The sequence below is a fragment of the Mesorhizobium sp. KACC 23794 genome (genome assembly GCF_052180275.1).
Taxonomy (GTDB): Bacteria; Pseudomonadota; Alphaproteobacteria; order Rhizobiales; family Rhizobiaceae; genus Kumtagia.
Map to the genome: position 1 here is coordinate 6,254,195 of NZ_CP197465.1, position 12,773 is coordinate 6,266,967.

A 12,773-nucleotide genomic window follows, 5' to 3' on the forward strand; every position below is an offset into this window, starting at 1 on the left:
GATGGGGAAGGAAGAGGCCCTGCCCGGTCGGCCAGGACCGGACGGACCCGTCGCGGCAATCGTCGTGATGGGCGTCGCCGGCTGCGGCAAGACGGTCGTCGGCGAAGTGATAGCGGCGCGTCTCGGCTGGCATTTCATCGAGGGCGATCGCCTGCATCCCCCTGAAAACATTGCGCATATGTCGAGCGGCCGGCCGCTGACCGACGCGCTGCGCGAGGGCTGGCTGGACGCCATTGGCGCGTCAATCGCGGAAACGCTTGCCGGCGGCCACGGCGCGGTGGCCGCCTGCTCAGCCCTCAAGCGAAAATACCGAGACCGGCTCCGCACGTTCCAGCCCGACATCCTCTTCGTCCATCTGAGCATCGACCGGGAAACCGCCTGGCAGCGCGTCAGTAGCCGCAAGCACCATTTCATGCCGGCGAGCCTCGTCGAAAGCCAGTTCGCCGCGCTCGAACCGCCACAAGACGACGAGGACGCCATATCGCTGGATGGGAGCGAGCCCGTCGACAGTCTCGCCGAGCAGGCCGTCATACAATCATACCAACGGGCCTAGACCTGTGTCCAGTTTCGCGAAGTGATGGAAACGACAAGCGCGTAGTCGCATCCATTACTTCAAGACATTGGGCGCAGGTCAGTTTCCAGGGCCACTGGCATAACGCCCCCACCGCCAGGCGCACCAGGCGGATGGCGTTCGAATCCTCAACCAGTCAACCCGACATACCGTCGGGCGGTCATGACGTATCGATGCACCCCGCGGCGCCGCAAGCCATTGCGCGCCGTGCTCCCATTGCGTGATACCGCCACGCCATCGCTGGCGCGCGGTGCGCAAGATGCCCGTTCGGCCCGCCGCGAAACAGCCGCCACCTGGCGAAAAAACCCTGCAAGCCGCCGAAGACGAAGGCCAGCGTGCGAAAGCAGCGGGCAAGATGCAAAGCCTCGGCGCAGCCATCACCGTCCGCCCCGCCGACCGCAGCCGGGGGCAAGGCAAGCGCGGCGCCGGCAAGTTCAATGGCAAACGCCCGCGCGACAGCCTCGGCCGGCCGCAGCAGCGAAAGCACCGGAACGCGAATCCAGAGCGGCAGGACGCAAAGGAACTCGGCCAGAACGGCCAGCTTGAGCAGCACCGCTGCGATGCCCTTCAGCGTCTCCTGCTCATTTTCGCGTTCCGCGCGGTCCATTCCAGCCTCCGTTCGAGGCACACAATAGCAGACAGGCGGAAAAGAACAAGGATTATTTTCCTAGTTCATTTCCCCTCCAGCATCGCATCGTATCAGCACGGAAGACCTGGCAGCCCGATATCGGCGGCGGTCAAATTCAAACGCCGTTGGTACTACGGGCCGGCCAGCAGCAGGAAACCTGATACGCCGAGCAAGCAGGATCAGCTTCCCGTCAGCGCCAGCGGCAGAGCCTCTTCCGGCTGATGACGGACGATGCCGGAATGGCTTTCCGCATCGCCGTTCGGAAACACCTTCCAGCGGCGCGGGCGAAAGGCGACGCGGTTCTTGTTGGCGGCGGGGTGCTCGATGGGCAGCTCTATTTCAACGCGGTGCCTGTCGCCGCCGATCTCCAGTTCGACGCGCCTTGTGCCCGCGACCCGGCGGCTGGCGGCAACCGTGCCGGCGATGCAGCCGCCGCAGCCCTCGACCAGATCCACCTCGTGCGGTCGGAAATAGAGGGTGGCCTCGCCATCCGGAATACCTGTCGTTGACAGCCCGAGCGCACGGTCCTGCAGCCAGAGCTGGCCGGCCTCGACGCGCACCGGCAGCGCGCTGGAGTCGCCAATGAAGCCGTAGACGAAGGGCGAGTTGGGCGTGTCGTAGACCTCGTCGGCGGTGCCGACCTGCTCGATGCGGCCCTGGCTCATGACGACGACTCGGTCGGCAAGCTCCAGCGCCTCCTCCTGGTCATGGGTGACGAAAACCGTGGTGTGCTGGGTCGTGTCGTGGATCTCGCGCAGCCAGCGGCGCAGTTCGCGCCGGACCTGCGCGTCAAGCGCGCCGAACGGCTCGTCGAGCAGCAGCACTTTCGGCTCGATGGCCAACGCCCGCGCCAGCGCCACGCGCTGCCGCTGGCCGCCGGAAAGCTGGTTGGGATATCGCTTCTCCAGTCCCGAAAGCTGGACGAGGTCGAGCAGTTCGGTGGCGCGGCGGCGGATCTCCGACGTCGCCGGGCGCGACGCGCCGGGCCGGACCTTCAGGCCGAACCCGATGTTGTCGGCGACCGTCATGTGGCGGAACAGCGCATAATGCTGGAAGACGAAGCCGACATTGCGCTCCTGCACAGACCGATGCGAGGCATCCTCGTCGCCGAAGAAGATCGCGCCGTCGGTCGGACGCTCCAGCCCGGCGATCAGCCGGAGCAGCGTGGTCTTGCCCGAGCCGGACGGCCCCAGCAGCGCGATCAGTTCACCCGAGCGGATATCGAGCGAAACGTCGCGCAGCGCCGGGAACCGGTCGAACTCTTTTCGGACATGGCGGATGGAAACGTCCATGGGCTCCTGGCTCTGCTTTGTGTCACGCAGACCTTATTCGAAAAGTATGCAACTTTTCGGGGTCATGCTAATGCTTGGCGGTCGCGGCGATCTCGTCGCCATACCGGTATTCGAGGATGGATTTCAGCACCAGCGTCACCAGCGCCAGCGCGGCGAGCAGCGTCGACACGGCGAAGGCGCCGACGAAATTATATTCGTTGTAGAGGATCTCGACATGCAGCGGCATGGTGTTGGTCAGGCCGCGTATGTGGCCGGAGACGACCGAGACCGCACCGAACTCGCCCATGGCGCGGGCGTTGCAGAGCAGCACGCCGTAGAGCAGCCCCCACTTGATGTTGGGCAGGGTCACGTACCAGAAGGTCTGCCAGCCGCTGGCGCCCAGCGAGATCGCCGCTTCCTCGTCGCCCGTTCCCTGCTCCTGCATCAGCGGGATCAGTTCGCGCGCCACGAAGGGGAAGGTGACGAAGATGGTGGCGAGCACGATGCCCGGCACCGCGAACAGGATCTCGATGCCATGGCTCTTCAGCCATGGGCCGAGCACCGAGCCAGCGCCGAACAGCAGCACATAGACCAGACCGGAAATGACCGGCGAGACCGAGAAGGGAAGGTCGATCAGCGTCGTCAGGAACGCCTTGCCCTTGAACTCGAACTTCGCGATCGCCCAGGCCGCCGCGATGCCGAAGACCAGGTTGCAAGGCACCGCGATAGCGGCCACGGTCAGCGTCAGGCGTATCGCTGACAGCGTGTCCGGCTCGGCCAGCGCCTCGAAGAAGGCGCCGCCACCCTTGCGGAACGCCTCGACGAACACCGAGACCAGCGGCAGGATCAGGAACAGCGCCATGAAAATCAGGGCGACGCCGATCAGCACCGCCTTGGTGGCGGTGGTTTCCGTCGTCGCGCGCACGGGCCTGCTCACGGGGCCGACAGTACCAGCCCTTGGCCGGCCCCGCAAAGGGCCGCTCAGCGCCTCAACCGCCATAGCCATACCTCCTGCGGCTCCACGCCTGGATCAGATTGATGACGAAAAGCATGAGGAAGGAGATGACCAGCATCAGCGCCGCGATAGCCGTTGCGCCGGCGTAGTGGAACTCCTCCAGCCTGATCACGATCAGCAGCGGCGCGATCTCCGAGACATAGGGGATGTTGCCGGCGATGAAGATCACCGAGCCGTATTCGCCGACGGCGCGCGCGAATGCCAGCGCGAAGCCGGTCAGCACGGCGGGCGCCAGCCCCGGCAGGATCACCCGCGAGATCGTCTGGAAGCGCGTGGCGCCCAGCGTGGCGGCGGCCTCCTCGACCTCCTTGTCGATCTCCTCCATCACCGGCTGCACGGTGCGCACGACAAAGGGCAGGCCGATGAAGATCAGCGCCACGACGATGCCGAGCGGCGTGAACGCCACCTTGAGACCGAGCGGCGCCAGCAACTGGCCGATCCAGCCGTTGGGCGCATAGATGGCGGCCAGCGCGATGCCGGCCACCGCCGTCGGCAGCGCGAAGGGAAGGTCGACCACCGCGTCGACGATGCGGCGGCCCGGAAAACGATAACGCACCAGCACCCACGCGATGATCACGCCGAAGACGACATTGACCAATGCGGCGATGAGCGCCGTGCCGAAGGATATCTTAAGGGCGCTGAGCGTGCGCTCATCCATGGCGATGGCCCAGAAGCCAGCCCAGCCCAACTCGCTCGTGCGCCACACCACGCCGGCCAGCGGGATGAGCACGATCAGCGTGAGGTAGGCAACCGTAAAGCCGAGCGTCAGCCCGAATCCCGGGATGACGCTCGGCCTGCGGAAATGCCACCCCGACCTTGTCGCGGTGGTCAGGCTCATCAGTTCGACGATGCCGGCTTGTAGATCTGGTCGAAGATGCCGCCGTCACCGAAATGGTAGGGTTGCGCCTTGGCCCAGCCGCCGAACTGCGGATCGTCGATCGTCACCAGGTTGAGTTTCGGGAAGCGCTCCAGTTCCGCCGCCGGCACGAGCTCCGGCTTGGAGGGACGGTAGAAGTTGCGCGCCGCGATCTGCTGGCCCTCTTCCGAATAGAGGTACTGGAGATAGGCTTCCGCCACCTTGCGGGTGCCCTTGGCGTCGACATTGGCGTCGACCACCGCCACCGGCGGCTCGGCCAGGATCGACTGCGGCGGGATCACCGTATCGAACTGGTCGGCGCCGAATTCCTTGCCGACGAGGAACGCCTCGTTCTCCCAGGCGAGCAGAACGTCGCCAAGCTGGCGCTGCGCGAAGGTCGTGGTCGAGCCGCGCGCGCCGGTGTCGAGAACCGGAACGTGGCGGAACAGCTCGCCGATATATTCCTTCACCTTGGCCTCGTCGCCGCCATATTCCTTGTTGGCCCAGGCCCAGGCCGCCAGATAGTTCCAACGGGCGCCGCCCGAGGTCTTCGGGTTGGGCGTGATGACCTCGACGCCGTCCTTCACCAGGTCGCCCCAGTCCTTGATGCCCTTGGGGTTGCCCTTGCGCACCAGGAAGACGATGGTCGAGGTGTAGGGCGAGGAATTGTGCTCGAACTTGCCGCGCCAGTCCGCATTGATCTTGCCGCCGTTCTTGACGATGGCGTTGATGTCGCTTTCCAGCGCCAGCGTGACCACGTCGGCGTCGAGCCCGTCGATCACCGCGCGGGCCTGCTTGCCGGAGCCGCCATGCGAGACCTGGACGTTGAGCGTCTCGCCGGTCTCCTTCTTCCAATGGGCAGCGAAGGCGGCGTTGTATTCCTTGTAGAGTTCGCGCGTCGGATCGTACGACACGTTGAGGATCGTCGTATCGGCGAAAGCGAATCCAAGCCCACCGAACTGGACCGAACCTGCGATAAGCGCCGAAAGAAACAGGGATCTGCGATTGAGGTTCATGTCTGCCTCCGTTTGATAACGAACTTACTCTATCTGCTGGGTAGACATTACGGGCGTAGCAAAATCCCCAAACTTGGATTTCGTTCCGCATTTTTCACGCTGTCGTCGGAGAAATGTGGAAATTTTTTTCTCCGGCGGTCAAATCCGGTCCGTACCTTGGGCGAGCGGTTTCGGGGCTAAGGCGGGGCTAAGGTTGGCGCGCCGGTGGTCAACCTGCGGGAGCACGCCGCCCGCGACATGGCGCTGCTTGTCGGCCTGACGCGGCATTTCCTCAAGCACGGGTAAGCCGGCCCCTTCGCGGCGGCAACTGAAGCGGACGCGCCCCGCCGCCGGCCGAGGCGACGATTCTTGGGACCATCGGCGCCCGCTGTTGTCACCGCCGCGCCTAGCAGCCATTATCGCGACAGGACAGGGCGCAGACGCCGTCCATCGCATGCGGAATGGATAGGGTCGGCATATCGTGAACAGATCGGCAGTCCGCGCCGCGGTGCATGTCGCGGCGGTCTTCGCGATCTACCTGTCGGTCGCCATGCTCGCGCCGGCGCTGACCGATCTTTATTACGGCAATCCCGACTGGAAGGCCTTCGCCTTCTCGGCGCTGTTCGTCGGCGGTTTCGCGCTGGCCGTGGCGCTGGCGACGCAAGGCAAGCCGCCGACGGTGACCACCCGTTTCGGTTTCCTGCTGGTCAATCTGCTCTGGGTGACGATGGCGGTGGCCGGCGCGGTGCCGCTGATGCTGTCGTCGATACAGCTCAGCCCGACGGACGCGTTCTTCGAGGCGGTTTCCGGCATCACCACCACCGGCGCCACGGTCATCAACGGCCTCGACAGCGCGCCGCCCGGCCTGCTGCTCTGGCGCTCGCTGCTCTGCTTCATGGGCGGCCTCGGCGTCATCGTGCTCGGCCTGTTCCTGCTGCCGTTCCTCAACATCGGCGGCGTCAGCTATTTCAAGATCGAATCCTCCGATATCGAGGACCGGCCGTTCGAGCGGTTCCAGACGTTCACCATCAGCCTGATCGGCATCTATGGCGCCCTCTGGGTGGCCTGCACCATCGGCTACGCGGCGGGCGGCATGGAGACGTTCCATGCCGTCAACCACGCCATGTCGACAGTGGCGACCGGCGGGTTCTCCACGCACGACACCTCGTTCCTGCGCTATGCCGACATGCCGATGATCCTGTGGACGGGCAACATCTTCATGTTCATCGGCAGCCTGCCCTTCTCCATCATGATCCTGTTCGCGGTGCGCGGCCGGCTCGACGCGCTGCGCGATCCGCAGATCCGCGTCTTTGCCGGCTACTGCATCGTCTTCTCGGTCGCCGTGGCGATCTATTTGCGCGTAAAACTCGACATGCCGTTCGGTGACGCCATTACCCATTCCACCTTCAACTTCATGTCGATCATCAGCACCGCCGGCTTCGCCAGCGACGACTACACACTGTGGGGGCCGTTCGCGGTGGCCTGCATCTTCGTCGCCACCTTCCTGGGTGGCTGCTCGGGCTCCACCACCGGCGGCATAAAAGCGTATCGCTTCCTGATCCTGTTCGAACTGCTGGGCAACGGCCTGCGCCGGCTGATCTATCCGCACACCGTGCTGCCGGTGCGCTACGGCGACCGCACGGTGTCGTCTGAGATGCAGCACATGGTGGTGCTGTTCATCGCCTCGTTCTTCGTCATCTGGGGGATCGGCACGATCCTGCTCGGCGCCACCGGGCTCGACTTCGTCACCGCCACGACCGGCGCGCTGACGGCGCTGACCAATGTCGGGCCGGGGCTGGGGCCGATCATCGGCCCGGTCGGCAATTTCTCGTCGCTGCCCGATATGTCGAAGTGGATTCTTTCGTTCCTGATGCTGCTCGGCCGCCTCGAAATCCTGGCGGTGCTGGTGATGTTCACACCGGCTTTCTGGACGCGGTGAAATCCGGGGACGGCTCGCTGTCAGGTCGTCTCAATCGGCAAGTTTCTCGGCCCCACCGGGTGGAATGCGGATTAGGATCGTGCTCGGCATCGACGAACTCTGACCGAATCCGCTTCCGTCTGTTGTAGGGTGGAAAGCGGCCCAGCAGGTCTCAGGTAGCTGCGTGGGGAAAGCTGCCGTTCACGCTTATCAAGCACCGCATATCACTGAAAGTCGTAATCCGAGGGGACCACGCAATAGGGTCGCGCGGATCGCTTCTATGCCAGTCCAAGCGCACGCGCTTTTGTCGCGGCCTCCAGGCGCGACGACACGTCGAGCTTCCCGAGAACTGCGGAGACGTGATGATCCACAGTCTTTGCAGAAATCGCCAGCTCCCGGGCGATGGCCTTGTTGCTAAGCCCCTGGCACAGTAGCAACAGGATGTTTAGCTCGCGAGTGGTCATGCCATGCGGGTTATTGCGGGTGGTCTTGGCCGGACCGCGCGGCGGGCGCCCGGATGCTGACAGGTTTGTGCCGAGCCGTCTCAGCACTGCGTCGGCACCAAGTCGCTTCATCAAGGATGTTGCGACGACCCGATCGTCCTCTGCCCCGTCCCACAGTTCTACCGCCCGCTCGAACTGCATGTCTTCGGCAGCAAAGGGCACGGCGGCGTGTGCGCCGGAAGGAAGGCCACCGAACTTCTCGTGCCAGAAGAAGAGTTCGGGCATGAGCTTGCCGTTCGGCAACATGGCAATGGACTGTTCGAGGAGCTGGAGCGCCTCGACGTGGCCGCTGCCGGCGATCCAAGCCGCTTCCGCCCGCAGCACCGCGTAGGGCGCGCAGCGCTGGAGCTCACTCCCGCGGACGAGGTAACTTTCGAGTTGCCGCAAGAGCGCGTCTGCGTCGTCCCCACGCCTGATCCGCAGGCGGGCCAGCGCAACCGCGGCCGGGAACCTGGCCAGCGGAGTTGCCTGCGGATTGTCGAGCACGGCGATGGCGTTGGAGCCGGCTTCATCCCAGCGGCCGGTCCTCAGGAGGAGTTCGGCCCGCCATGCCCGCATGTAGTCCCGCCAGGTATCGAGATCGCGTTCCATGCAGTAAGCGATGCCGGCATTCAGGGTTGCCTCGGCTTCGGCATGCGCGCGCCAGTTGATCAGCACGCAGGCCAAATTCGTGTATGCGCGGGCAACATGCTCCTGGAGGTCGAATTCGAGGGCCAGACCAAGGCTTCGAGACAGGAGATCGCGGGCCGATCCGAGATCGAGCCACTGGTGGACGGCGCCCAGATTGTTGAGGCTGTGGGCGACGATGTCGTTACGGCCCAGTGCCGTGGCGAGGTCAATTGCCGCCTGTCCAAAGCGTACGGTGTCGTCGATCCTGTCTGCCAACATGGCGAGCTGGGACTGGTTGGACCGCGCCATCGCAAGCTCCGGACCCGGCTTGCCTAGCGACAGCAGATCGACCGCGGCCGTGGCCTGCTGCTCTGCCGAGACACGGTTTCCATCAAGATAGTTCAGGCGCGAAAGCCAGCGCAGACAGTCACCCTCCTGAAGGATATCGCCTTTTTGGGCGAAGCCGACGCGTGCTTCTTCAAGGCGATCCAGTGCCGCCCTTGTTCGACCGAGCAGATAGTGCTCGATGGCGAGCCTCACCAACAGGTCATCCCGCTCGGGGAAGTCAGAGCCGTCCTGGTCTTCGAGAATCGCCGCGAGCATATCGGCGGCCTCGTGGTGGGCGCCGAGCGCCGAGGCTTCGCTCGCGGCCTGCGGCACAAGCGCTCGAAGCACTGCGACGTTTCTTGCCTGCCGGGCATGGTGGACAAGACGGGCAGCCGGCACCGATGCCAGCTTGCGCAAAGCCGCAAGCACCCTTCCGTTGATGACGCGGCGATCACGCTCCGACATCGCGGCCTCGACCGCGCGGCGAGCGATTTCGTGGCGAAACTGCACGTATTCTTCCGTTGCGTTCAAGAGGCCCGCCCCGAGAGAGTCCGCAAGCGCTTCAACGCCCTCGGCACCAGCGATTTCCAATAGTACCTCCGTCTCGCAACGCCGAGGGAAAACGGCGGCGATGTTGAGGAAGTGCCGTGCTGCTGGTGCAAGCCGCTCCACTCGGCGCAGGACGGCATCCGTGACACTCACCGGCGGGACATCGGCGACTCCGGCCCGTATCAGTTCGCTGGTGAAGAACGGATTGCCGGCCGTAAGGCGAAACAGGGAACGGGGATCTAGTCCGGCGGATAGCGCGAGACCCGCGACGGCACCTTCGCTCAGGAGTGGAACCTCCATCCGGACCAGCGACTGGGTGGGTATCTCGGCTAGCGCCCGCCTAAGTCGGCGCTGTCCGTCGGTGGCGTCGTTGCGGGCAGTGAGCAGCAGCAATACGTGCGTTCCGGTGATCCGCCGTCCCAAAAACCGGATCAGATCGAGGGTCGCATCGTCGGCCCAGTGTACATCATCGATGAGGAGGAGGGTCGCCAGTCCAGCCTTGTCGAAAAGCTGCAGCGCTTCCGAAAACAGCCGTAGACGTGGGACCTCGACACCGGCGACAGGAAGCAGAGGGCCGAGAGCGCGGCTTAGGTCGTACAGCGGCCCCAACGGCTCCGGAATAGAGAGGTCCTCGCATGCGCTGCGCAGCACGCGCGCGCGTCCCTCTATCGTGGCGGCAAACGATTCCACGAGGCTGGTTTTACCAACACCCGCTTCTCCGACCAAGGCGACGACAGAGCCCCGACCAGCGCTCGCTTGGGTGAGCAGCGTCCGGAGGCGTTCTATCTGGTCCTCACGTTCAAGGAGCAAGGTCGGCATCTCCTTCAGGTGAAACCACCTAAGCGCAGGAGTCAAATATAGGGATTCAACGCACCATCCTTGGGGAACTCCTCCGATGCGGCAACTGCGGGATCGCTGCAACCTCGCGATGTCACCCAACCGAAGGAGCTTGGAATGCCACGATACCTCGTTGAAAGAACCTTCCCGAACGGACTCGCGATTCCCACCAACCCGGACGGCGCAGAAGCCTGTGGCGGCGTTGTTTTGCGCAATGCCGAAGGCGGCGTGACCTGGGTGCACTCCTATGTGTCGCCCGACAAGAGGCAGACCTTTTGCATCTACGATGCTCCGTCGCCGGAGGCGATCCGCAGCGCAGCCAAGCGCAGCGATCTGCCCGTCGACAAGATCACCGAGGTCCGTGTGCTCGACCCCTATTTCTACCACTGAGGGTTGACGGCGTGGCGGGCCGTCCTCGGGTCGCCCGCCTATCTGGGACCGCATCTTCGCGGCAACATGTCAGACAGCGGCAAGCCCTGACTCTGTCGATTGGCGGGACCTGAACGAACGGTAGGCTTCGGGTAACCTTGGAAGTACTCCGAACGGCGAGAATGGAGTCGAAACCTGACATCAATGGGCCGACTACTCCTCATTCCATTCACCTATCCGCAAGTTCGATCGTGCATGGTTGCCAAAACGCCGTACAATCCCCGGCGGATCGAGAGGAGCCGGGTTGAAATCCGAAGCCGCAATCATGCTCTGCGCCGGACAGCGGCTCGACGCCGCTTCGGCCGGTGTGGTGAGCCCGGAGGCGTTGGCGGCGCTGCGGGAGGAGATCCGCGACGAACTGGCGCGGCACGAGATTGCCGTCGGCTATGTCTCGGCGTCGGCGGGGGCGGACATCATCTTCGGCGAGGAAGTTCTGGCGCGCTCCGGCGAACTGCATGTCTTCCTGCCCTGCCCGCGCGACGATTTCGCCGAACAGTATGTCGCGCCGGCGGGCGAGGAATGGATGGCGCGGTTCCGCAGCCTCGTCGCCTCGGCCACGGAAGTCGAAATAAGCTGCGAGGAACGGCTGACCGGCGACGACACGCTGCTGCGTTTCAACAACCAGGTCCTGCAAGGCATGGCGCGCATCCATGCCGAGCGCCTTGGCGGCCATGCGAGGCTGCTCGTCGTCTGGAGCCCGGAGGCGCCGGCCGATCCGGGCAGCCCGGCGGATTTCATGGACCAGTGGCCGGAACTCGAGCATCTGTCGCTGATCGATCTCGACGACATCCGCCAGCGCACCGGGGATGACAGCGGCGGCCTGGCCGCCGACCTGTTCGGCGGGCTCGATGCACTGGCGATCGGCCTGAGCCCGCTCGTCGTGCGGGCGATCCTGTTTGCCGACATGGCGACCTACACCTCCTTCAGCGACCAGCAGGTGCCGCTGCTCTGGGATTTCCTGGCGGAGGTGCAGCAAGAGGTGGAGGCGCGGGCAAAACCGCCGATCCTCATCAACACCTGGGGAGACGCCGTGCACGCGGCGGCCGAGACCGCGCTGGACCTCGCCGGCTATGCCCTCGCCCTGGTCGACGCCATCGCCACGCTCGATCCCGAGCCTTTCGGGCTGGCGAACCGGCCGCGCTTCCGCGTCGCGCTGCATGCCGGGCCGGTCTATGTCGGGCTGCATCCGCTGACCGGGCGCAGCATGGTCTACGGTCACCACGTCAACCGGGCGGCGCGCATCGAGACGGTCGCCGCACCCGGCGAGGCCTATGCCTCGCAGCATTTCGTCGCCCTGCTATGGGCCGAGATGGACTCTCTTCAGCATGAGGCGAGATTGACGGGCTCGGACTATCGACGGCCTTACCGGGTGGAGTATGTTGGCCGCGTGAAACTGCCGAAGCATTTCGGCAGCGAAGCGCTGTATCGAATCCTGCCCGCCGCCGACGCCGAGCGATAGAACGCCAAGGATGTCCCGCCTGCCCGCGCTCAACCTCACCATCGCCAACGATCTTTCCGAGATCGGCCGCATCGCGACCGTCATCGAGGATTTCTGCGCGAGGGAGGGCGTGGGCGAGGAGATCGCGCACGCGATCAATCTGTCGCTCGACGAGCTTCTCACCAACACGATCAGCTATGGCTACGAGGACGGCGCGCGCCATTCGATCGACATCGTCGTAAAAGTTTCGGGCGACCGGGCGACGGTCACCGTGCGCGACGACGCGATCGCCTTCGATCCGACGCAGGCCGGAGACCCCGATCTCGATCTGGACCTCGACGACCGGCCGATCGGCGGGCTCGGCATCCATATCGTGCGGGCGATGATGGACGAGGTCCGCTATGCCCGCGTCGACGGGCACAACCAGCTGACATTGACGAAATTTTCCACGCGCTGAGCGTGGCGCAGCACAGGAGAGCACAGTGGACATCCGCAAGGAGACGATCGAGGGGACAACCGTGCTGACGCCGGTCGGCCGCGTCGACAGCAATTCGGCGCGCGAGGTCGAGGACGCCCTGCTGCCGTTGTTCGACGCAGGCCAGCCGGTGCTGGTCGACTTCGCCGAACTGAACTACATCTCCAGCGCGGGGCTGCGCGTGCTGCTGCTCGCCGCGCGGCGAAGCAAGGCCACCGGCCTGCCGCTTTCGCTCGCCGGCATGAGCAAGCCGGTGGACGAGGTGTTCAAGATCAGCGGCTTTGCAAAGCTTTTCCAGATCCACGCGGATCGCGCCGAGGCGCTGGCGGCTGGAAAGGCGTGACGCGGCACA

At 64.7% G+C, this 12,773-nt stretch carries 12 protein-coding genes; 6 read left to right on the forward strand and 6 right to left on the reverse strand.

Annotated features, from left to right (window positions below):
* The first annotated feature begins 1 nt into the window (after position 1).
* Positions 2 to 553, forward strand: a complete 552-nt coding sequence (locus ACSBOB_RS30260; RefSeq protein WP_442579723.1) for a gluconokinase — start codon at positions 2 to 4, stop codon at positions 551 to 553.
* A 178-nt stretch (positions 554 to 731) separates the two neighbouring features.
* Here ACSBOB_RS30260 and ACSBOB_RS30265 read toward each other — a convergent pair whose 3' ends face one another.
* The 5 genes from ACSBOB_RS30265 to ACSBOB_RS30285 form a co-directional block, all read right to left on the reverse strand.
* Positions 732 to 1,178, reverse strand: a complete 447-nt coding sequence (locus tag ACSBOB_RS30265; protein ID WP_442579724.1) for a hypothetical protein — start codon at positions 1,176 to 1,178, stop codon at positions 732 to 734.
* Between the two features lie 200 nt (positions 1,179 to 1,378).
* Positions 1,379 to 2,491 (reverse strand): sulfate/molybdate ABC transporter ATP-binding protein, encoded by a 1,113-nt coding sequence (locus ACSBOB_RS30270; RefSeq protein WP_442579725.1) that lies wholly within the window; start codon positions 2,489 to 2,491, stop codon positions 1,379 to 1,381.
* A gap of 67 nt (positions 2,492 to 2,558) precedes the next feature.
* On the reverse strand, positions 2,559 to 3,470 hold the full coding sequence (cysW, locus tag ACSBOB_RS30275) for a sulfate ABC transporter permease subunit CysW (protein WP_442583877.1): 912 nt from the start codon (positions 3,468 to 3,470) through the stop codon (positions 2,559 to 2,561).
* Positions 3,460 to 4,323 carry a sulfate ABC transporter permease subunit CysT gene (cysT, locus tag ACSBOB_RS30280; protein WP_442579726.1) on the reverse strand — a complete coding sequence of 288 codons (864 nt, stop codon included), beginning with the start codon at positions 4,321 to 4,323 and terminating at the stop codon, positions 3,460 to 3,462. The genes cysW and cysT overlap by 11 nt, the downstream gene beginning before the upstream one ends.
* Positions 4,323 to 5,357, reverse strand: coding sequence for a sulfate ABC transporter substrate-binding protein (locus ACSBOB_RS30285; protein WP_442579727.1), 1,035 nt, complete (start codon positions 5,355 to 5,357; stop codon positions 4,323 to 4,325). Before ACSBOB_RS30285 ends, cysT begins: the two co-directional genes overlap by 1 nt.
* A 460-nt stretch (positions 5,358 to 5,817) precedes the next feature.
* On the opposite strand from ACSBOB_RS30285, the gene ACSBOB_RS30290 reads away from it, so the two are divergent.
* Entirely contained in the window at positions 5,818 to 7,275 is a 1,458-nt protein-coding gene (locus ACSBOB_RS30290; protein ID WP_442579728.1) for a TrkH family potassium uptake protein, read from the forward strand.
* Positions 7,276 to 7,532: 257 nt separating this feature from the next.
* On the opposite strand, the gene ACSBOB_RS30295 is transcribed toward ACSBOB_RS30290, so the two are convergent.
* Entirely contained in the window at positions 7,533 to 10,061 is a 2,529-nt protein-coding gene (locus ACSBOB_RS30295) for an ATP-binding protein (protein ID WP_442579729.1), read from the reverse strand.
* A gap of 135 nt (positions 10,062 to 10,196) precedes the next feature.
* Between ACSBOB_RS30295 and ACSBOB_RS30300 the strand changes: the two genes are divergently transcribed.
* The 4 genes from ACSBOB_RS30300 to ACSBOB_RS30315 all read left to right on the forward strand — a co-directional run bounded on the left by ACSBOB_RS30300 (position 10,197) and on the right by ACSBOB_RS30315 (position 12,764).
* A complete protein-coding gene (locus tag ACSBOB_RS30300; protein WP_442579730.1) occupies positions 10,197 to 10,469 on the forward strand; it encodes a DUF4242 domain-containing protein in 273 nt (90 codons plus the stop codon).
* 283 nt (positions 10,470 to 10,752) lie between these two features.
* Positions 10,753 to 11,967 carry an adenylate/guanylate cyclase domain-containing protein gene (locus ACSBOB_RS30305; protein ID WP_442579731.1) on the forward strand — a complete coding sequence of 405 codons (1,215 nt, stop codon included), beginning with the start codon at positions 10,753 to 10,755 and terminating at the stop codon, positions 11,965 to 11,967.
* Between the two features lie 10 nt (positions 11,968 to 11,977).
* The gene (locus ACSBOB_RS30310; protein ID WP_442579732.1) at positions 11,978 to 12,403 is read left to right on the forward strand and encodes an ATP-binding protein; all 426 of its coding nucleotides are present in this window, start codon (positions 11,978 to 11,980) and stop codon (positions 12,401 to 12,403) included.
* Positions 12,404 to 12,428: 25 nt separating this feature from the next.
* Positions 12,429 to 12,764: an STAS domain-containing protein gene (locus ACSBOB_RS30315; protein ID WP_442579733.1), complete on the forward strand. Its 336-nt coding sequence runs from the start codon at positions 12,429 to 12,431 to the stop codon at positions 12,762 to 12,764.
* Positions 12,765 to 12,773: the final 9 nt, after the last annotated feature.

What these genes read in the sequence shown, in the direction of transcription:
- cysT (WP_442579726.1), bottom strand. Translation starts at nt 4,323, where the DNA reads ATGAGCCTGACCACCGCGACAAGGTCGGGGTGGCATTTCCGCAGGCCG.
- cysW (WP_442583877.1), bottom strand. Translation starts at nt 3,470, where the DNA reads ATGGCGGTTGAGGCGCTGAGCGGCCCTTTGCGGGGCCGGCCAAGGGCT.
- ACSBOB_RS30260 (WP_442579723.1), top strand. Translation starts at nt 2, where the DNA reads ATGGGGAAGGAAGAGGCCCTGCCCGGTCGGCCAGGACCGGACGGACCC.
- ACSBOB_RS30270 (WP_442579725.1), bottom strand. Translation starts at nt 2,491, where the DNA reads ATGGACGTTTCCATCCGCCATGTCCGAAAAGAGTTCGACCGGTTCCCG.
- ACSBOB_RS30310 (WP_442579732.1), top strand. Translation starts at nt 11,978, where the DNA reads ATGTCCCGCCTGCCCGCGCTCAACCTCACCATCGCCAACGATCTTTCC.
- ACSBOB_RS30300 (WP_442579730.1), top strand. Translation starts at nt 10,197, where the DNA reads ATGCCACGATACCTCGTTGAAAGAACCTTCCCGAACGGACTCGCGATT.
- ACSBOB_RS30285 (WP_442579727.1), bottom strand. Translation starts at nt 5,357, where the DNA reads ATGAACCTCAATCGCAGATCCCTGTTTCTTTCGGCGCTTATCGCAGGT.
- ACSBOB_RS30265 (WP_442579724.1), bottom strand. Translation starts at nt 1,178, where the DNA reads ATGGACCGCGCGGAACGCGAAAATGAGCAGGAGACGCTGAAGGGCATC.
- ACSBOB_RS30295 (WP_442579729.1), bottom strand. Translation starts at nt 10,061, where the DNA reads ATGCCGACCTTGCTCCTTGAACGTGAGGACCAGATAGAACGCCTCCGG.